Below are 18,661 nucleotides of genomic sequence, written 5' to 3' on the forward strand. Positions count from 1 at the left end.
TTAAACGACTCTTTAAATTCCCAGAATCCCGGGGTATCGTCGATAAGTTTTTCTGTGACAGTCTCGATTATTTTTAATTTGATTTCTTGTTCTAGGTCCGCTCTTTCCTGTGGATTGGTTGAGTAACTGAGCTTTTGATTTTTGGTTCCATTTTTAAAATAAGTTCAGATAAAATAAGTTCGTCCTGATTCATATTTTTCTCCTCCCATTCATTTGTTTCTTAATTTTCTGAATTGCTTGATTATGAATTTGGGAGATGTTTTGCGGAGTTGTCCTTTTTATTAGTGCAATTTCTTTGTTTTTCAGTCGATGAAGATATACATACTCTAACACTTCTTTCTGGTTTGCACTAAGAGACAGGATAGCGTGGTATAAATCTTCATTTTGTATATGATCTTCCAGGTTATTGCTGTTTTCCAAGACTTTCTCTTCTAAGTTGGTTAAATCCCCCGCAAGTATATCAATTAATTCATCATTTGAGTTCTCCGAATCACCTTTAACTGGTTGATTCAGTATTGGCAGTTGTCTTTCCTTCTGCTTACGTATCTTTTTATCAAAATTTATCGAGTTATAGTAGACCAAACTCGAAAGGTACTTCATGAGCCTTGCTTTTTGATAAAAAATACGAAAAGCCTGGTCTAATTCATAGTAGCTCTCTTCCGACTTTTTGGATAATGCTTCTACCAATAGATTTTTGTTCTTTTTTTCAGCAAGAAAGGATTGAACAATTGGCTGATTCACAAATTCCTGGTTCTCTTCCATGAACTTCTTAATCAAGTCGTCTCTTTCCTTAGTTTGACATTGATATTCCATAGGTGAATCCCTCCTACTATTTAAAGAGAAATAAAAAAGGAAAAAATAAACTATTTTTTCAAAATATAACGAACATACGTTCCTTTTTTGTATAATTTTATTGTGATAATAATTCCTTTTTATTATTTAAATGTAACTAAATTCCACTAATTGATAAATGACCTTTTATTTACTCTCTATATACTGAAGCAGCAAGAGGGGAGGGGTATAATGGATGAAATCTCTATTGAATCTATGGTTTCCCTAATTAGTAATTTGGGGTTTCCTGTAGTTCTTGTAATATATCTTTTAGTCAGATTTGAGAAAAAGATAAGTGATTTGTCAGACACCATTAAAGAGCTCAATGAAGCTATAAGGAAACGCAAATAATCTTAAAACAAAAAAGACCAGGATGTTGGCGATGGCCATCATCCTGGTCTTTTCAGCATTACAACGCATTAATAAGTTTCTAATTTAAGGACCTATAACCTGTTAAATCAGGTTTATAATCAAACTCTTCTAAGCCCTCATCTATTTCCAAGCTTTCTGTATAAAGAGAATCCTTCACTTCTCCACTTGAAGAATATATTTCGTATTGTATTAATATCCCGGTTTCCTTATCCACCCAAAATCGAAAAGAATCTGCTGAATTTAGCTCCTTTCCATAATCACTAAGTTCCCCAGCAATAACAAAAATCTTTCTACCCACTAATTCCCCATTTTGCTCCTCAATCGACCACAAATCCATGCTTGCCAGGTAATCCCTGGCCATATGAGTGGGGAATAATGATTGTGTAACAGGTTTTAATTTAGGTTCCCTATCTTGATTTTCCGCCTTAAAATAAGTACCTTCCGACTCATCTACCTCCCAGATATAATCCTCACTATAGTAATATCTGCTTTCCTCGTCACCGTTAATACTATTCGAAGTGGCATAACCTCCAAATGGGTCCTCCATGCTTAACTTATAATTAACTTCCTCATTTAAGTCTATATTCTCAAGGTGATAGTTGAATTCTCCTTGTGCTGTCATAAAGTTTTCATCTGAATTCAGCATTAGATTCTTGATAGCCTTTTTAGTTAAGTTGTTCTTTTCCTCATTTGTGGACTCTTCGAAAGAATGATCACTCTCACCAATTGATGGATTATCTTCGGAAGAAGAGTTAAACTGACCATTATCCTTTATGGCACTATATCCAATATAGCTTATACCGAGCAATAAAATTGCCGTAAGAACGAAATTCATTGGTCCTCTCCAATGCCGCTTTTTGTACCTTTTCTCATTATTTGTACGATGTAATTTGTCCAAGACTTGCTCTTTACTTTTTTTTGTAAACTCCACTTTTTTTAATTCCGACGAGTTATCTATTCTTTGTTTTAGTAACTGAAAGAATTCTTCATCCATTCTTGGACACCTCTTTCTTTAATAAGTCTTTAGCCCTTCTTAATTGTGATTTAATCGTGTTTTCATTCTTTTCTAATGCGTAAGATATTTCCTTTATTGTTAGCTCTTTATAAAAATATAATATAATGATTTCTCTGTATTTAACGGGAAGATTCATAATAGATGCTGTTACTTCATCCTCTATGCTCTTCTCCAGAATCTTTGTTTCTACTGAAGGGGTTTTTAGTAGATTGATAAGATTTTCTCCTAATAAAGTCCGTTTTTTGTATGCACTCCGCAAATAATCTTTGGAGCGATTGATTGCTATTTGGATCAGCCAGTTCCTCAGCGAGTCCCCTCTAAATTGGTGGTAATGTGTGAAACACTTAATAAAGGTTTCCTGCGTAATATCGTCAGCTAATGAATAATCTCTAACATACATGTACACAATTCTCTTAATATCTGTACCATAGAGATTCATTATTTCTTCAAATTCTAATTCCTGATCATCCATTTTTTCACCTCAACAATATGACGGGATAGGTTTTAAAAAGGTTTAATTTATTTTATAAAAGCACTGCAAAAGATACAATAGTAAAAGAAAAAAGTGTATTCTTGGATATTTCCAAGAATACACTTTTTCTTTACGGCAGGTTAATATTATAGCTTGAAGGATAATATCCTTTTGTGGGCTCATCCAAATAAAGTTGGGTACTCTTATAGGTACCTCCTTCATAATAACCTGTAATACGGATTAAACTGTTTTTGGGATAACTACTGGATGGTGTGTAACCGTAACCACTTGCTACATGAATTTTGGTTCCAGCAGGCAACCGTTTTAGAGGTCCTCTAATACCATAATCCGATTGGCGGTACAGTCTGCCTTCGAATCTGAGTGTATAGTAAACCCCGCCATTTCCATCCGTCCACTTAGATCCCCAAATACCATTATGAATGCTTAATCGTCTTAATGTGTAATATTTATACAACCCATTTACGTAAAAGTTCCCTCCTGAATATTCATAGGTATCGGTGATCCAACGTCCTTTTGACTGATCCCAATGCTTAAGTTCTGCTACATAACCACCTTGATTACCAAACGCGCTACTCTTATAGTAGGGGTCATTTAATTGATAAAAAATAGTACCATCCCTAGGAAACGAAAAACCTCCATTACTTGTATCCATTCCAACAAAAACCCATGCCATTATAATTCCTCCCTTATATTTTAGCCTGTATACATAAGGCCACTTTGTTGTTACATCCTTTAAAGAGAGGTATTAAGTAAAAAAATCAATCATATTATTCAATTTCATTAAAAATATCCAATCGCTCATGTATAGAAATATTCTTGTTTTTAATAGTCCCATTTCAAATCTATGTATAATTCTTCAACTTCGTTTCATCTAAACTCTATCTCCGTTAGCAACAGGAGATAGATATCTCCTTTAATCTAGCTTTTTTAGGAAACTTAAATTATTTCAATTTCATTCTTTTAAGACAGAAAGGGGATGCAGGTTCGTAAAAAGTTTGCGAAAAATTCACTATAATCTAATTGAAAGTAAAATTATAAAATAATTTATAATAATGATTGATTTTCAAGCTTTATCTTTCTCTTTAGATATTGTAATAACTTAAACAGAAAGGAATGAGTTTAAATGGATGAAATGGTACTAGAAACACAGCACTGGTTAAACGATACGTATGGAGGAAGAAGTGGATTCAATTATGTGTATCCTAGTGGTCAAACCGGTTGGGAAACAATGTATGGATTAACTAGAGCGCTACAACTGGAACTCGGAATCATAAATACCGCTGACAGCTTTGGACCGACAACCTTAAACTATCTGGATGTTTATGGTCCAATCAGCCTTTCTTCAAATAATGACGCTAGTAATCAACAAAACGTCAATATTATTAAAATTATTCAGGGCGGTCTTTATTGTAAAGGGTATTCGCCAGGCGGTATAACGGGATACTTTGGACCTGGTACAGATTTAGCCATCAAGTCTATACAATCAAATATTGGGCTGAATGAACTTACTGGCGTGGTTACACCTAAACTATTTAAAGCAATCCTAACAATGGATGCTTATATAGTAGTTAATAACGGAAGTTCCGTTATTCGAGAAATTCAACAGTTTTTAAACAGAACATATAACCATAGGAAAAATTTTTTCTTCGGACCGTGCGATGGACATTTTTCCAGGGACACTCAAAAGGCTTTGGTCTATGCTATTCAATATGAAGAAGGACTCCCAGACTCTGTTGCAAATGGTAACTTTGGACCTACTACACGAAGTGAATTACCGGTTTTAGAGTTAGGAGACTCTGATTCTGATAAAAACTTTGTTCGCTTATATCAAGCATCATTAATATTTAACAATCAAGACTCCCCATTTGATGGAGTATTTTCTCAAGAAGTTGCAAATGCAACCCGGATTTTTCAAGAATTTGCCAAACTTCCCGTAACCGGTAAGGCAGATTATCAAACATGGGCTTCACTTTTAGTAAGTACAGGTGATCCAAATCGCAGAGGGGATGCTTGCGATACAAGTACAGAGGTCACTTTCAAAAGAGGATTGGCTATCAAAAATGCTGGATATGATATTGTTGGCAGGTATTTAACTAATGCACATATACCTGACCCTTTAAACAAGAAAATACAACCTGGAGAACTGGATCAGATTTTTGGCGCAGGACTCTCCGTATTTCCGATTTTTCAAACCTATGGAGGGGACGCCTCCTACTTCGGTAAAAATCAAGGTAGAGCTGATGCTATCGAAGCCTTTAATGCAGCCAAAGAGTATGGTTTTCCTGAAGGTACAACTATTTATTTCGCAGTAGATTTTGATGCAATGAACTACCAAATAACAGACAATGTTCTCCCATATTTCAAAGCAGTTAGTGAGAGACTAACAAATCTTGGAGGATTCTACAATGTTGGGGTTTACGGTCCTCGTAATGTATGCATAAGAGTCTCCCAGAAGGGTTATGCGACAAAGAGTTTTGTCAGTGGGATGTCAACAGGTTTTAGTGGAAATCTTGGTTTTCCTCTTCCTCAAAACTGGGCCTTTGACCAAATTTCTACAATTGGAGTTGGAGCCGGGGAGAGTTACATTGAAATAGACAATAACATTGTTTCTGGCAGAGATACAGGGGTGACGAATGTCAATCCTGAACAAACAGTTCCAGACGAAACGTGGATGGCTCTTTATAACGCTTGGTTAGACGTCGCATCCAATTTCCCTGTATTTAACGAAAAACCGTCATTATTCACAACAAACTTTAATTTTAATAGAAGATATAATGTGATTAGTACCTCTTTAGTAGACGTAGATGTAGAAACATCCACAACTTTTACTATGCCCGGATCTAATGACGTACATGCTATAGAAGTAAATAATGGTACGTTAGGTATGTCAAGTTCAGAAATACTAGGAGACGCTAAAACAAAACTTTCTACGTCGCAAATTGACCAATATGAAAATTTGCTTGAGAATGTGGCTCTATCTGTAGGAAATGGCTTTGTTGAATTTACTTTAACTCCGATTGGTGACAAGTTAGAAGTAAGAGTAACAGCTTATAAAGACGATGTTCAAGTTGGAGATAATGTACTGAAACTGAAAGTAGATGTTATTTATTCTATTTCAAACTTAGAGCCAGTTGATCCTGAGCCTGGGTTAGGAACTTTATTAGGCACTCTTGCAGTAGGAACAGTAGCTCTGGGTGTACTTATTTACTTTGCACCCGCGGTGCTTGGTATAGGTTTAGCCGGAGCCACAGCGGTAGGATTATTCTCATTTCTAACAGGTGACGCCGAAGATGACAATGAAGCGTAAATTATCTAACCGCCCGTAAAACGGGCGGTTTTAGTTTCGCCCTATAAGGCTCTTTAACTTTACCAACATGGCCACTGATGGGGTTTCGGAATTGACCGTCAACCGCTTATATTCCTACCTATAACTAAATGGTGACGCATTCACATTTATCATGTTGACTATTAGTCTATCCTCCTCCTGTTCTATAATATATCTTGCCATAGTTTTTTGATTGAGCCCACTATACTGAGATCATAACCTTTTGCCCAAAATGTGTGTTTCCCATGATTTTACTTTAAGCACATGTCTGTCAACGATCATTAAAGAGCTTTTACCTTTTAAGTAACTCGTAAATAAAAGTCCTGAATATTATAGGGTAAGATTCTTACTGGTTTGTCCTCTTATAGTTTTTAGATACTCAGCTTTCTCCTCTGTACTAAGATTTATTGTCTCCTTTTTCAATATGATAGCAAAGATGTCAGAAACATATAGAAAAAAATGCTCTGAATCCTCCCCGATTCTTTCCACATCCTCCCAAGAATAATGATCCTTAAAATTATCCGTTTCTCTCTCTATTCCCGATTTTGAAATAGTTACTTTATGTTGCCCTAACAATGGTGAAGGTTTACTTTTTTTATATATTCTTTTAATACTTAATAATGTCAGCCAATCGTAAAGAGGATTAAAAATTAAAAAAAAGACAACAGTAAGAATAATGGCTAAAATACCTTCACTTAAAAATGGAGGTCTACCTAATGATATGAGCATTAACACAAATATAGAAACAGTTGAAATTAAACGGCCGTACAATTTCCTTTTGATATGAATACTTGAGTTACAAAGTGATTCTTTTTGCAAAGCCATTAAATCATCTAAATTGACATCGTACAATAAAACCATAAGATTTATTCTCCTTAATAGTTATATAAATTTTGTTTAATCAGTATGTCCAAGTAAATTTTAATATCTAGAGGATTGTAATTAAGCACAAAAGCACATATTTATTCCTTTCCCATAGAATACATTATTTTTTACTTGTTCAACAGCCTCTTTTTATTCTTACTGATTTTTCTGATTACCTAACTTTAACCACTATTAAATAAGAATCTTCTTTACATTCGTGAGAAGGTTAATAGATTACTTAAGGTCTTGGAAACCTATAATATCATCATTAAGATACAACCCTTATCGAATATGGATGGTTATTCCTCTTGTACATTTTGATAAGCTGCATTCAAAAAATCCCAGTATGTCTAGCGCTTCTGCCGAGCAAAGAATAGATTCGAAATTTTCTTGCCGTTTTTTCAATTACAGATTATAAGAGGAATATTTTGTGAATTTGTATCAAATTTAAACGAGTAATAATAGAAAAAATCCCCCGAATGATGATTAAACGGATATTCTTATATAGATAAAGTGAATTTTTAAAACTATGCAAAAAATTGATTGGCATATGCTAATAGGTTGTCCTTTATGCCACTAAAATCTTGTTGTAAATCAAGAGATATAACTATAATTTGATTACCTTTAATGTGATAAATATGGTTAGGTTGACTTAATGAGGTTGTTTTCGCATAAAGTAAAATACCAGCAACCGTTTCATCCGGTTCTTTTTTCCAATTATTTATATATGTAAATATTTGATAAAGATTACCGGATTTTTGTTTTGCAGCTCCACCTTCAAATCTTGCCACCATATTATCAGAATAAAATTTCGCATCGACAATCAATGTTTTGTTATCTTTTTGAAGTACAAGGTCTGTTTGCATAATCGGTAATGCATCTGTGAATTCATCATCAACCATCCACTGAATTTGAGGATGGGATACTTTATATTTCGTTTCACGTTTAAAAAATGCATAGATGAACTTTTCATATAAAGACGATAATCTTTGTTCGTCTTGAACCTCTTTCATCATTTGAGATGTAGAGCTTTCATCAAATAATAACTGCTCATAAAGATATCTACACACGTCTACAATAAATTGATAACGAATGTTTTTGCGGTTATATCTAACGTTTTTCCATAGCTTCAAATCCAGCTCTACATCTGATACCTCTGTAAAATAAGGCAGCATACCGTAAAATAGTCTACGCATTTTTTGACTTATTTTATTTGAGCTCGACAGGTAAACAAGTGCCGCTTTAATAATTTGATTCAACAATACATTTTCAGAGAACTCATCATATACTACTGCAACTTTCTTATTTACCAATGCATCTTTCTTTATCGTAGAATTGATATCAATTTTCCCCTTAATAACATTGGAAGTCTCTTCAACACTTATATAACCTTTACTTAATCCTCCACGAATCAAAATAGGTATACCAATCGATAAAATTTTTGTGTAAAGCTCTTTGACGTTATCAAACTTTTCTGTTCCGATTTGTTTATACTCGGAAAGATTTAACGTTTGATATGCATAGGAAAGCATATAGTATATATTACGAATTGGAATATTATTATTTCTCTCCATCGTAACAACCTCTAAGTCGTTCAGCCCAATCGTTTGCTTTCTGTTCATCATCAAACCAATACTCGAATAGCTGTGGAATAATTTCATATTCGATTACTTCCTCTACACGATCTGTAGTATCTACTTTATAAGCATCACCTACAAAGTAGCTATGCCCAATTTGAAAGCCTGTCCCTAGCTCTTCAACAATTTGATTATTTAAGCTTTTAATTTCATCAATAATACGATTTAAAGCTTCTGGATTATTTAATTCGTTTACATACGACTTAAATGTCTCATTTTGGAACGCTGGTTTAATTTCAAAAAATGAAAACCTTCTTCTAAGTGCGTAATCTAATAAAGCTAAGCTTCTATCTGCCGTATTCATCATGCCAATGATGTATAAATTCGATGGCACAGAAAACTTATCATTAGAATAAAGGAGATTGATTTGCTCGCCTCGCTTATCCGCTTCGATAAGCATCATTAATTCCCCAAATATTTTACTCATATTCCCACGATTAATTTCATCAATAATAAAGAAGTAGTCTCGTTCTGGATCTCGTGCTGCTTTTCTAGCAAACTTCACAAACGGACCTTGTTTAAGCTCAAACCCATCTCCTTCAGCTTTTGGACGGAACCCTTCAATGAAGTCCTCATAACTATAGTTCTGGTGGAACTGAACCATATGGATACGCGTTTCATCTTTTTCTCCCATCATTACATATGCTAAACGTTTGGCAATATACGTTTTACCTACTCCCGGTGCGCCTTTCAAAATAAGGTTCTTCTTATTTTCAAGTAGAGAAATTAGACGTACAAGCTCCTTCTTCTCGATAAAAACCTCCGAAAGAAATTTATCCATTGTAAAGGATTCATTTTCTTGTACAGTAGGCTTAGATTCAATAAAACGAATGTAGTAGTCAATTGAACTTCCCGATACACCTTTATATTTTTTGTAGGATGCATCTGATACAACAGCTTCTTTCACCCGTCTTAGTTGCTCAATATCTGTCTCACCAAAAATTGGAGCATCAAACTGGTGCTCTTTATCCTTTAACGCATTTACTTTTGACGTAACAGTTTTATCATTCAAGCTACCTCCTGTATCAGTAACTTGGTTGGATAACCAAATTCTAAATTCATTTACTTCAGCAATCTTTGGATCAATAAAATCTTCATTCATAACTTGATCAATTTCTTGAATGAAATTAGGATAAGGATTTAGACATGTTAACGTTTTTTGAGCAAAAGACTGATGTAGTTCCCACTTTCCAACTTGAAGCCAATCTACTTTTCTTCTATGTTTATATTCTGATGCTTCATCATCAAAGTAGTAATCTCCCGTAACAACTCCACGTGCGAGGATTTTCTTAATTCCTTCTTTCACATATATAACGTCGCCTGTTTGAATTTCATGATAGAAATCCCAAACAGCCTTTGTATCATTGACAGGGCGCACTCCATCCGCTCTTTGCTCAGTTATTTTTCGTTCAACTGCTTCCTTTGAATCATAGTTTTTTAAATCCCCAAGATAGTCCCAACCAAGTGCAATCATATCTTCTGCGTGGAACTGCTCCCATAATCTCGAATATTCACCCGGTGAAATTACCCAATAATTAATACTGTTATCAATTTCATCTTCTTGATTCGCTATTTTCTTCTCTTTTTTAGGATAAGTTAAAGTAGGATTTTCATCATAATATAAAAATATTAAATATGACCGAATTAAAACACCCCAGTCAGGTATTCCACCTATATTATCAGACTTACTTCTACGGCCGAGATTATATTCATCTTCCGCATATTTTTTTCTAAATTGAATTCTTCTCGTACCAAACTTTTCTGGATAGCGAGGTGTACTTTTACCCGTTACTAATCTCTCAATATCTTCATCACTTTGTTCCGTCATTTGTTGATAGATATTTTTATATTCCGAATATGATTGATAATCAAAGAAATTTTCCTTATAGCCGCTAGCTAATCCAAACCTTTCTAACAAGTGTCCAAGTTTTTCAAGATATGGCGTGTACCACATTCCTGTTTTTTCACCTAAATTTTCCGTAACCCAAGCTTTATATTTTTCTTTTTGAGTATTCACAACATCTTTCATAGCGTACCTCCAAAAAAGAATTATTACCTTAAATTATAACACTGTACAGTTCTTATTTCTTTCTAGTCTTATATGGTGCAATGTTTTAAGATTTCCTTCACAACAAGACCGCCTACTCAATAATTTTCGATAAAAATTAAAAACCCAATTGCTAGAGTAACTGTCTAGCAATTGGGCGATATCACTTTCAATATTTATGCTGTGACGACCAGTGTTCCTTGCATTGTGTCATGTCCTGGGCCACAAGGAATGCTGCAATAGAATTCGAATTCTCCGGCTTCTGTAAGGACAACTTCAAAGGTTTCCCCTTCCTTAATATTCATGTAAAATTCGTCCAAAGCAACACCATGTAATCCAGAATCATTGCTTATTGTAAAACGAACAGTGTCACCGACTTTAGCTTGAACTTCATTAGGATTGAATTTAAAATTTTCAGCTGTCAGATTAATTTCTACAACATCACTAGTTGAACCGTCTGCCTGTTCTGACGTATCCGCTTGTAACTGCTAAACTAAATTGGCTCTTACGCAATTTTGGTGATTTTGATTCACTTCTTATAAGACGGGTACGGTTTTATAAGGAGGGTATCATCATGATTTTAGAAAAAGCATCCAACCATAAAATTGAATTATTACATCAAGAGGAAGAGGAAACGCAATTTTCATTCGTGATGAAAGTAACTTCCAAACAGACCACCTGTCCCCGTTGCGGTTCCCTATCTAATCAAAACATAGTCGGTATAGCCGAAAGCTACGAGATCTGCCATTAGATGATAAAGAGGTAAAAGTCCTGCTTTGTTCTAATAAGTGGTTTTGCACCGACCCCACGTGTCCTACTAAAATATTTACAGAGCGTTTTTCTTGGCTGGACTCTTATCGTAGGAAAACCAGACGTCTTGAAGATAAGCTGACAGCGATTGCTTTTTCCATGAGCTGTCTGCAGGCAGAAAAAGTCTGTCAGCATTGGAAGGTACCTGCCAGCCATGATGCTTTGTTATCCCTTATCTATCGGGAAGAGGTGGTAAAAACTAAGCCTACCTTCTGTGGGGATTGATGATTTCGCTTTTCGAAGGTCATGATTATGGGACACTTCTGTGCAATCTAGATACCCATGAGCCTGTTGATATATTGGAAAACAGAGAGGAAGAAACGGTACGGCAATGGTTTCGGGAAAGGCCTCGGCAAGTTATCCATCGTGCAAATCCATCGATTATACAAATCAGTGATCGCTTCCACCTTGTTCACAATCTAGGTTCTTTATTAGAGCGTATTCTGATGAAAGAGCTACCTGCAAAAATAAAGAAATATAATCCAAAGAGAATCCAAGAAAAAAGTGATAGCCCCTCAGTTTCTTCCACAATGGGATATGCAGAAAGAAAAAGAGAAGAAAATGCCTGGAAAAAATGGGAGGTGGCTCTGGAAGTCAAAAAAAAGCGTCGGGCAGGTATTCCTTATCAACGGATAGGACGGAAGTTAAACCTTCACCGTACAACGGTGAAAAAATATGAAGAAATGAAAGGGCCTCCTGATACCCGAAGAACTTCCCGTTCTACTGCTATCCAACGCTTTCTGTTGGAATTAGAGGATCAGGTGAAAAAAGGCTATAAGACAGCTGACATCGAAGCAGCCCTTCGGGCGGAAGGATATGAGGGCAGTTATTCTGCTGTACGTAATCATGTGGAAGCCATACGCCGTAAGGCGAAGAACAAAGCAAGAAAAGAAACAATCATCTCTCGCAAACAAGCGTGGGTGCTGTTCTGGCGGCCGCTTGAAGCATTGTCCGAAAAAGAAAGAGAAGCGCTGAACCATATATTGTCCCTTTATCCCAAGACAAAAGGATAATATGGATTTGTCCAGCTTTTCCGCGATATGATCCAGTCAAAAGATAAAAGTATTTTTCATTATTTTTTACGGTGTGATCAAGCTTTTCACCATCGAAATATTACTTCTTTTATCAACAAGTAAAGAGAAGAAAAAACTTCTATCGAGGCGGCTCTTACCTATTCATATAGTAATGGATTCCTAGAAGGAAACATCACCCGGTTAAAAATGATAAAGCGACAGCTATATGGACGAGCAAGTTTTGAACTTTTAAAAAACGAGTATTATTTCATCATTAAAAAATGACAAGGATAAGGAAAGTCGTTTTTTACCACCAAAATTGCGTAAGAGCCAGTTTATCTTGACGGTTACAACTTTTCGTTTTACGACTTATTATAATTGAGAAAATAATAATAAACAGCCCAATTATCATATAAATAGATACACTTTCGTTTAGAAACAAAGAGCCAAGAAACACACCAATTAATGGAATAAAATAGTTTGAAAAAGAGGCAAATACAGCTCCTTCCATATGAATTAAGAGATTATAAAACCAATAAACTAGTCCCGTTTGAAAAACACCTAAAATAAGCAAGTCAATGACATCTATCATACTTAATGTAGCAAGTGTAGGATCTTCAATAATAAAAGTGATGGGTATTAAAATAACAGAGGCTATACATAGGACATTTCGCATAGACGCAACTGTTGCTTCAGACGGCAAATATTCCATTAAAACTAAAGCACCTGCATAACTTGCTGTAGCAATTAAAAGCGCTATAAAACCTGCTAAACCATTTGAAAATAAACTCGTTCCCAAAGATGGAGAAAAAACGAATACAATGCCAAGAAACCCTAATACCACTCCTGTCGTTTGATAGAGGCTTAGTTTTTTTCGAAACACTGCCCCAATGATTAATATTGTCCATATAGGAGTAGTACCTATTAATATTGAAGCTATACTACTGCTCACCCTTTGCTGTCCCCAAGCAACCAAGAAAAACGGTATGACTGCCTCTAATAATGCAATCGAAACATACAGTAAATATAATTTAGGAGATCTAGCGACTTTTCTTTTTTTGTGACTTGGATTCTTAATTAAAGCGGCAACAATAGATAAGGCGATGGCACCTACAATTGATCGAATTGCAGCCAATGTTAAGGGGGCTACTTCATCTAAAACTTTTTCAGCAAAGTAAAACTGAGAACCCCAAATGAAACTTATAAGTATTAAAAATACATATTTTTTCATCGTCTATTCCCTTCTGATACTCAAGAATTCAGTAGTTTCATTATAATAAGAAAGTGTTATCATTAAAAATGTCAATTGTTGATATCAGTATCACTTTTTTTGATAAAGGAGGTTATTTAAATGGATGTAGAAAATATGAAGGCTTTCGTGAAGGTTGCAGAATTAAGAAGTATATCGGCCGCTGCAATAGACTTAAATCATCTTCAATCGAACATGACTGCTAAAATTAAAAAGATCGAAACACATTATAACCAAGTGCTTTTCAATAGAAACACAAAAGGAGTCACTTTAACGGAATCTGGCCAAGAATTATATGATCAATTCAAGAAAATACTTTTACTTTGGGAAGAAACAGAAATGAAAATGGGGAAAAGGAAGGAACAACTTCGTATTGGTACGATGATATCCCTTGGAGGAGCAATGTTTTCAGATGCCTTGGAAGAACTATATAAATCTTATCCTGATCTTTCTGTAACGTTCAAAACAGGTTCAACAGAGTACTTAGAGGAGCAGGTTGTCCTTGGTCATCTCGATATTGCTTACACCATTGGCACATTACATAATAAAAAAGTTCAATATCAAAAAGCCGGTTTAGATGAAATGGTGATTATTGGGAAAGACATCAATTCAAATACGAACTTTTATGATTATATATCCGGTAAGGACTTAATTACATTATCAAATCAATGTTTATATTTTTCTAAATTAGATCAAATATATACCGACCATACTATACAACAAGGGAAAATTATTGAAGTGGGCGACTTCGAAACATTAGTTCAATTTTCAACCATTGGCATGGGAATAGCCATTGTGTCCAAGCATGTAGCCAACCGTTTCAACGTTAAGCATTACTTAGAAGTTCCCTCTCCATATAAACACATCGATCTATATTTAATCAGTAGACTAAATCATGAATTTTCACCTTTAGAGGATAGACTCATTAAAACAATATTTTGACCTTGTTCTAACAATCAATCAAATAAACAGTTGGAATAGAATCTCTATTGCAACGGGGAATACAGCAACTAAAAAATAAATGCTCTCAACGAAAATCTATGATGCTCGTTTTTCCCCCTCTAATGTTGGACTCTGTTCATTATTTAAATAGTCCCAAAGTTTTGGTTGATTAATATTCGTTTCTTCAATCAATGTAGTAATATTAAAACCATTAATTTCAAGATTCAACTCCATGTGTGTATAGGGAATCTCTTGAAAAATGCCCTGAAAAAGAATTGCTATCCTACCCAGACTTCTATTTGTGCCTTCGACTTTTCATACTGTTACATCTATACCCGAAAAAGAATGTAAAAAATACACCTATTATTTTAGCTTTACTGTAAAAAACCGCCACTAAAAGAATAGATGTCAATTTTATTTAGCATGTTTGAAATAAGTCGTACATACCCACAAAAGTCCACAATATCTTCAACTCTCTGTAGATTATCTTTACCTTACATTTTGGCCCAGTGCATGTTGTTAAGTCATCTTGAGTTGGTTTTATCCCACAGGTCAAACCTGGTGTCCATCCAGACTGTTAATTATTAGGTTAATTACGTTGCGATCTGCTATATTGTATTATCAAACAAAAAAATTGTAATTTTATGTTAAAATGAACAAAGAGATTGTGAAAGACTTGTTCTTGAATAGCTGGTAGGATAGGGTAATTAGAAATGAATTTGTTAGGTAGAGGAGATACAAAAAATGAAAAAGCGAAAGGTCGGTATTTTACTGTTTGACTATGTAGATGTTTTAGATTTTACTGGTCCCGCTGAGGTGTTTTCCTTAACAACAAATAATAAAGCAGAAAAAACGTTAACCCTTTATAAAAAGCATTTATTACCAATGAGACCATTTGAAGTATGTACTATTTCAGAAACAGGAATGGAATTAAAAACTCACTCAGAGATAATAATAAATCCTGATTTTAGCATTGATAATAGTCCTGCGTTGGATATTTTAATAATTCCAGGTGGTCCCTTAAGAGCGGTACAATCTATGGCTAAAAATCAAAAGATACAAGATTGGATCATAAAGCATAAAAGTATCGAATATATAAGTTCTGTTTGTACTGGAGCATACATATTAGGGGGAACTGGATTATTAGATGGAAAGAAGGCAACTACCCATCATTTAGCACTAAAACTGTTTGAAGAAAAGTATCCGGAGATTCAAGTTTTATCCGATAGAAAAGTTGTACATGATGGCAATATCATAACCTACGGTGGGGTTTCTTCAGGAATAAACATGGCACTATATATTGTTAAACAAATTTTAGGCAAATCTACTGCTGAAAGAACTGCAAAAACTATTGAATTCACAATGTGAATTTTCGCTTACACGAGCCTTATTCAAAGGAAAGTATGTAAGCTGGATTTAATCTAATTACAAGATAAAGAAAAAGAAGATTAGATACCCTTCTAATCTTTTTTTCTTTTTGTTGAGATACTCCTATCAAATATGATTTCAACTCTTTACTTTACTACTATTTGGGGTATGGTTCTAAGAAATAATTAAATATTCAGGATTCGCTTTCTATCTTCTCTACGAAATAGGACAACCATGCCAATCCCATCCCAAGATAGGTTACTAAAGGTAGTAATACTTCCTTTAACGAAAGTCCAAATAATCCTGCTGTTATGGTTGTTATAATTGCTAAATATAATCTTAGTCTTGCTTTAACTACCTTTGTAGATATACCTTTCACTGAGTGAAAGAGTCGCATTTAAAATGGACAATATAGCCGGCTAAAAATACACAAAATCGTCGCCTTAAATTTCGACAAGCTTCATAATTAAATTGAATTCTTAAAGGGGAGGAGATTTAGTTTATGAAGCTGGAGGCAGAGCGACGAAAAGTGAAAGAATTCTTGGAACGGGGTATGTCTTATAGGTAATGCCCAACTATTGGACATGCATCGGCATACGGTGAAAGCCTTAAGTGATCGAGAAAGAAACCATGTTTAAAAACGGACAAAGAAAGGATCAAAGTTAGATCCCTACAAAGATTATTTGCTTAAGCGATTACGTTTCAATTGTGAGAAACTCTTTCAGAAAATTTAAGTGTGTTTGTTCACATTCACTCATCATAAACAAATTAAGTGTACCTACTTCTCACAAACAATAGAGAACATTCGGTGAGGTATTTCCAACATTTCTCCTGAAAAGTTACTTTTTAAAAGATTATCTAAATCCTTATCGAATAACAATACCTCTTCCTTGGATAAACTCCCGCCTATTTCTGTTGAAGTTCTCATTCGTCCTCTCCATTCATCGTGGGTAAATGTAGTTGTTATATCGAATGTAAAAGTTTCTATATTCGAAAAACCAACTTCGTAAATTTCTTCAATCCATTGTGGATAAAAGCCAAAATTATTTTGTCGATTACACTTAGAATTATACTTGGAAACAAGTTTCCTAGTTTCAGATACTATATTATCTCCCATAATAAGCTGGTCAAATTGGGCAACAATAAATTTCCCCCCATCTTTTAAGACTCGTAAGGCTTCACTACTTGCTTGTTCCGTAGGTAAGACCTTCCAACAATGAACTGCTGTAATGAAATCAAAAGTTTCATTATTAAAAGGTAATCTTGTAACATCACCAAGAACATAATCAATTTTTAATCTTGTACTATTCTTTTTTTCTGCTTCATCTAAAAGCTCTGGTGAATTATCTAGTCCAGTTACAGAGCACCCTTCGTTTGCTAAATCTGTCGCTGCCAAACCATTAGAAGTGGCAATATCTAATACCTTTTGATTTACAAGAGCTACCCCGTATTCTTCCTGTAATTTTCTATAAAATTTTTTTGGATATCCAACACGATACTTGCTAAAATCTTTAGCTACATTACCAAATAAATTACCCATAAAAACTCTTCCTTTATCCATTGTTTTGTTTTAATCAGCAAGTAATCCTTATTCGAATATTCTGTCTCATTAGTTCAAAATTTAAGTCTAGTTATTATTTTACATTATTTACAATAGTTTTTTACCCTCTCCTTAATTATCTGTCCTCAAATTCTTTATCCTTTTATACAACTATTTAATTGTTATTATGCTAAGTAAATAACATAGAATTGTAAACTACGTAGCTCATTTTTTTAAGGTGAACTTTTCCCATCAAACCTTCAGAAAACGAAAACTTGAGATGCGTTGTCTTTGATATTCCTTGCCTTGTGCAGGCTGTTTTTCTAAACATTTTCTGTAAAACGGCAGTGCCAATCGCATTTCCACTTTTTTCGCCAAATTATGCCAAATTGCGATGCCTTCTCTGTCGATATCCCCGAAATAAAAGAACTGGTGACTAGCAGCAACCGGATATTGCCGATCAAATTGCTCGATGCTCTGGATAATGGCCTTCCCCTTACCATAAATAAGGGTTGCAAAAGCAGTTTGTTTGATGGCCGGCAACAAACCTTGATAAGTTGTTTTATTCTCGACAATCAAATGCCGTTGGGTAGGGGTTTGAATTTGTCCCGGGTTAATCGCAAACTGTAATGGGTCCGACACAGGCATGACTTGCATTTTATCGAATACTCGAACCCGTTCTAATAGTTCTTTTCCTTTTTTCTCGGTAATCCACTTCTCATCTCCAGCAATCTCATAGCTTCGTTCTGGTGCTGGAATGGCCTCTTTTGGAAAGCCCTTCATTTTTATGTACTGATCGATTTTTTGTAAATAAGGCAAATCCTTTTGCCATTGTTTTGGATCCTGTTGGTAGTAGTAGTCTAGATTTATAGCAGAGTGGAATTGTACACGATATTGTTGGATGCTGTGATGGTGTCCTTTTTTTAGCTTCGCGCTGTTTATACGGTAATGAAGTGCGACCGATGGTTTTCTAGGCGAACGCCCCTTGCTTTTCACCATCGTCAGAATGCCCAAATTCTCTAGCGCGATCACCTCGTTCGCAAACGCTTCATAGCTATCAAAAAAAGGAGAGGATAGTTCTTGCAGGGTATTTATGTCGATCGTTTTCTTGGGATATAAAGCAAGCGCTTCTTTCATCTCTTTCATGGAACGTCC

General features: G+C 34.9%; 16 protein-coding genes and 3 pseudogenes. 8 read left to right on the forward strand and 11 right to left on the reverse strand.

Going from position 1 to position 18,661, the window contains the following annotated elements; translation table 11 throughout:
• Positions 1 to 189: 189 nt before the first annotated feature.
• Positions 190 to 813: a sigma-70 family RNA polymerase sigma factor gene (locus tag ERJ70_RS18775; RefSeq protein WP_209366249.1), complete on the reverse strand. Its 624-nt coding sequence runs from the start codon at positions 811 to 813 to the stop codon at positions 190 to 192.
• 210 nt (positions 814 to 1,023) lie between these two features.
• Here ERJ70_RS18775 and ERJ70_RS18780 point away from each other — a divergent pair, with 210 nt between their 5' ends.
• Complete coding sequence (locus ERJ70_RS18780; RefSeq protein ID WP_209366250.1) at positions 1,024 to 1,182, forward strand: YvrJ family protein; 159 nt, start codon at positions 1,024 to 1,026, stop codon at positions 1,180 to 1,182.
• A gap of 79 nt (positions 1,183 to 1,261) precedes the next feature.
• Here the strand turns inward: ERJ70_RS18780 and ERJ70_RS18785 are convergent, their stop codons facing one another.
• The 3 genes from ERJ70_RS18785 to ERJ70_RS18795 all read right to left on the reverse strand — a co-directional run bounded on the left by ERJ70_RS18785 (position 1,262) and on the right by ERJ70_RS18795 (position 3,384).
• Positions 1,262 to 2,197, reverse strand: coding sequence for a hypothetical protein (locus ERJ70_RS18785; RefSeq protein ID WP_209366251.1), 936 nt, complete (start codon positions 2,195 to 2,197; stop codon positions 1,262 to 1,264).
• Positions 2,190 to 2,690 carry a sigma-70 family RNA polymerase sigma factor gene (locus ERJ70_RS18790; RefSeq protein ID WP_209366252.1) on the reverse strand — a complete coding sequence of 167 codons (501 nt, stop codon included), beginning with the start codon at positions 2,688 to 2,690 and terminating at the stop codon, positions 2,190 to 2,192. The genes ERJ70_RS18785 and ERJ70_RS18790 overlap by 8 nt, the downstream gene beginning before the upstream one ends.
• A 130-nt stretch (positions 2,691 to 2,820) precedes the next feature.
• The gene (locus ERJ70_RS18795) at positions 2,821 to 3,384 is read right to left on the reverse strand and encodes a hypothetical protein (RefSeq protein WP_209366253.1); all 564 of its coding nucleotides are present in this window, start codon (positions 3,382 to 3,384) and stop codon (positions 2,821 to 2,823) included.
• A 450-nt stretch (positions 3,385 to 3,834) separates the two neighbouring features.
• Between ERJ70_RS18795 and ERJ70_RS18800 the strand changes: the two genes are divergently transcribed.
• Positions 3,835 to 6,018, forward strand: coding sequence for a glycoside hydrolase domain-containing protein (locus tag ERJ70_RS18800; RefSeq protein WP_209366254.1), 2,184 nt, complete (start codon positions 3,835 to 3,837; stop codon positions 6,016 to 6,018).
• 348 nt (positions 6,019 to 6,366) lie between these two features.
• Here ERJ70_RS18800 and ERJ70_RS18805 read toward each other — a convergent pair whose 3' ends face one another.
• The 4 genes and pseudogenes from ERJ70_RS18805 to ERJ70_RS18820 all read right to left on the reverse strand — a co-directional run.
• Positions 6,367 to 6,897 (reverse strand): YcxB family protein, encoded by a 531-nt coding sequence (locus ERJ70_RS18805; RefSeq protein ID WP_209366255.1) that lies wholly within the window; start codon positions 6,895 to 6,897, stop codon positions 6,367 to 6,369.
• A gap of 530 nt (positions 6,898 to 7,427) precedes the next feature.
• Entirely contained in the window at positions 7,428 to 8,474 is a 1,047-nt protein-coding gene (locus ERJ70_RS18810) for a 5-methylcytosine restriction system specificity protein McrC (RefSeq protein WP_209366256.1), read from the reverse strand.
• A complete protein-coding gene (locus tag ERJ70_RS18815; protein ID WP_209366257.1) occupies positions 8,461 to 10,566 on the reverse strand; it encodes a DUF8426 domain-containing protein in 2,106 nt (701 codons plus the stop codon). The genes ERJ70_RS18810 and ERJ70_RS18815 overlap by 14 nt, the downstream gene beginning before the upstream one ends.
• A gap of 194 nt (positions 10,567 to 10,760) precedes the next feature.
• Positions 10,761 to 11,021, reverse strand: a pseudogene (locus tag ERJ70_RS18820) (cupredoxin domain-containing protein); the annotation flags it as partial.
• A gap of 137 nt (positions 11,022 to 11,158) precedes the next feature.
• Between ERJ70_RS18820 and ERJ70_RS18825 the strand changes: the two are divergent.
• From ERJ70_RS18825 to ERJ70_RS20250, 3 genes and pseudogenes are all read left to right on the forward strand, one after another.
• Positions 11,159 to 11,335 carry a hypothetical protein gene (locus ERJ70_RS18825; RefSeq protein WP_209366258.1) on the forward strand — a complete coding sequence of 59 codons (177 nt, stop codon included), beginning with the start codon at positions 11,159 to 11,161 and terminating at the stop codon, positions 11,333 to 11,335.
• Positions 11,336 to 11,618: 283 nt separating this feature from the next.
• Entirely contained in the window at positions 11,619 to 12,407 is a 789-nt protein-coding gene (locus tag ERJ70_RS18830) for a transposase (protein WP_209366259.1), read from the forward strand.
• Between the two features lie 138 nt (positions 12,408 to 12,545).
• Positions 12,546 to 12,692 (forward strand): annotated as a pseudogene (locus tag ERJ70_RS20250) (hypothetical protein); the annotation flags it as partial.
• A 22-nt stretch (positions 12,693 to 12,714) separates the two neighbouring features.
• Here the strand turns inward: ERJ70_RS20250 and ERJ70_RS18840 are convergent.
• On the reverse strand, positions 12,715 to 13,638 hold the full coding sequence (locus tag ERJ70_RS18840) for a DMT family transporter (RefSeq protein ID WP_209366260.1): 924 nt from the start codon (positions 13,636 to 13,638) through the stop codon (positions 12,715 to 12,717).
• Between the two features lie 120 nt (positions 13,639 to 13,758).
• Here ERJ70_RS18840 and ERJ70_RS18845 point away from each other — a divergent pair, with 120 nt between their 5' ends.
• From ERJ70_RS18845 to ERJ70_RS18855, 3 genes and pseudogenes are all read left to right on the forward strand, one after another.
• A complete protein-coding gene (locus tag ERJ70_RS18845) occupies positions 13,759 to 14,598 on the forward strand; it encodes a LysR family transcriptional regulator (protein WP_209366261.1) in 840 nt (279 codons plus the stop codon).
• A pseudogene (locus ERJ70_RS18850) lies at positions 14,585 to 14,677 on the forward strand (carboxymuconolactone decarboxylase family protein); the annotation flags it as partial. The gene ERJ70_RS18845 and the pseudogene ERJ70_RS18850, both read left to right, overlap by 14 nt.
• 665 nt (positions 14,678 to 15,342) lie before the next feature.
• A complete protein-coding gene (locus ERJ70_RS18855) occupies positions 15,343 to 15,966 on the forward strand; it encodes a DJ-1/PfpI family protein (RefSeq protein ID WP_209366262.1) in 624 nt (207 codons plus the stop codon).
• A 778-nt stretch (positions 15,967 to 16,744) separates the two neighbouring features.
• Here ERJ70_RS18855 and ERJ70_RS18860 read toward each other — a convergent pair.
• Positions 16,745 to 17,506 carry a class I SAM-dependent methyltransferase gene (locus ERJ70_RS18860; RefSeq protein WP_209366263.1) on the reverse strand — a complete coding sequence of 254 codons (762 nt, stop codon included), beginning with the start codon at positions 17,504 to 17,506 and terminating at the stop codon, positions 16,745 to 16,747.
• A gap of 252 nt (positions 17,507 to 17,758) precedes the next feature.
• Positions 17,759 to 18,652: a Wadjet anti-phage system protein JetD domain-containing protein gene (locus ERJ70_RS18865; RefSeq protein ID WP_209366264.1), complete on the reverse strand. Its 894-nt coding sequence runs from the start codon at positions 18,650 to 18,652 to the stop codon at positions 17,759 to 17,761.
• Positions 18,653 to 18,661 lie beyond the last annotated feature (9 nt).

Source organism: Sediminibacillus dalangtanensis (assembly GCF_017792025.1).
Lineage (GTDB): Bacteria > Bacillota > Bacilli > Bacillales > Amphibacillaceae > Sediminibacillus > Sediminibacillus dalangtanensis.

Coding starts and splice junctions, on each gene's coding strand:
- ERJ70_RS18775 (WP_209366249.1), bottom strand. CDS start 813: ATGGAATATCAATGTCAAACTAAGGAAAGAGACGACTTGATTAAGAAG.
- ERJ70_RS18830 (WP_209366259.1), top strand. CDS start 11,619: ATGATTTCGCTTTTCGAAGGTCATGATTATGGGACACTTCTGTGCAAT.
- ERJ70_RS18845 (WP_209366261.1), top strand. CDS start 13,759: ATGGATGTAGAAAATATGAAGGCTTTCGTGAAGGTTGCAGAATTAAGA.
- ERJ70_RS18795 (WP_209366253.1), bottom strand. CDS start 3,384: ATGGCATGGGTTTTTGTTGGAATGGATACAAGTAATGGAGGTTTTTCG.
- ERJ70_RS18815 (WP_209366257.1), bottom strand. CDS start 10,566: ATGAAAGATGTTGTGAATACTCAAAAAGAAAAATATAAAGCTTGGGTT.
- ERJ70_RS18805 (WP_209366255.1), bottom strand. CDS start 6,897: ATGGTTTTATTGTACGATGTCAATTTAGATGATTTAATGGCTTTGCAA.
- ERJ70_RS18860 (WP_209366263.1), bottom strand. CDS start 17,506: ATGGGTAATTTATTTGGTAATGTAGCTAAAGATTTTAGCAAGTATCGT.
- ERJ70_RS18785 (WP_209366251.1), bottom strand. CDS start 2,197: ATGGATGAAGAATTCTTTCAGTTACTAAAACAAAGAATAGATAACTCG.
- ERJ70_RS18855 (WP_209366262.1), top strand. CDS start 15,343: ATGAAAAAGCGAAAGGTCGGTATTTTACTGTTTGACTATGTAGATGTT.
- ERJ70_RS18810 (WP_209366256.1), bottom strand. CDS start 8,474: ATGGAGAGAAATAATAATATTCCAATTCGTAATATATACTATATGCTT.
- ERJ70_RS18825 (WP_209366258.1), top strand. CDS start 11,159: ATGATTTTAGAAAAAGCATCCAACCATAAAATTGAATTATTACATCAA.
- ERJ70_RS18865 (WP_209366264.1), bottom strand. CDS start 18,652: ATGAAAGAGATGAAAGAAGCGCTTGCTTTATATCCCAAGAAAACGATC.
- ERJ70_RS18800 (WP_209366254.1), top strand. CDS start 3,835: ATGGATGAAATGGTACTAGAAACACAGCACTGGTTAAACGATACGTAT.
- ERJ70_RS18840 (WP_209366260.1), bottom strand. CDS start 13,638: ATGAAAAAATATGTATTTTTAATACTTATAAGTTTCATTTGGGGTTCT.
- ERJ70_RS18780 (WP_209366250.1), top strand. CDS start 1,024: ATGGATGAAATCTCTATTGAATCTATGGTTTCCCTAATTAGTAATTTG.
- ERJ70_RS18790 (WP_209366252.1), bottom strand. CDS start 2,690: ATGGATGATCAGGAATTAGAATTTGAAGAAATAATGAATCTCTATGGT.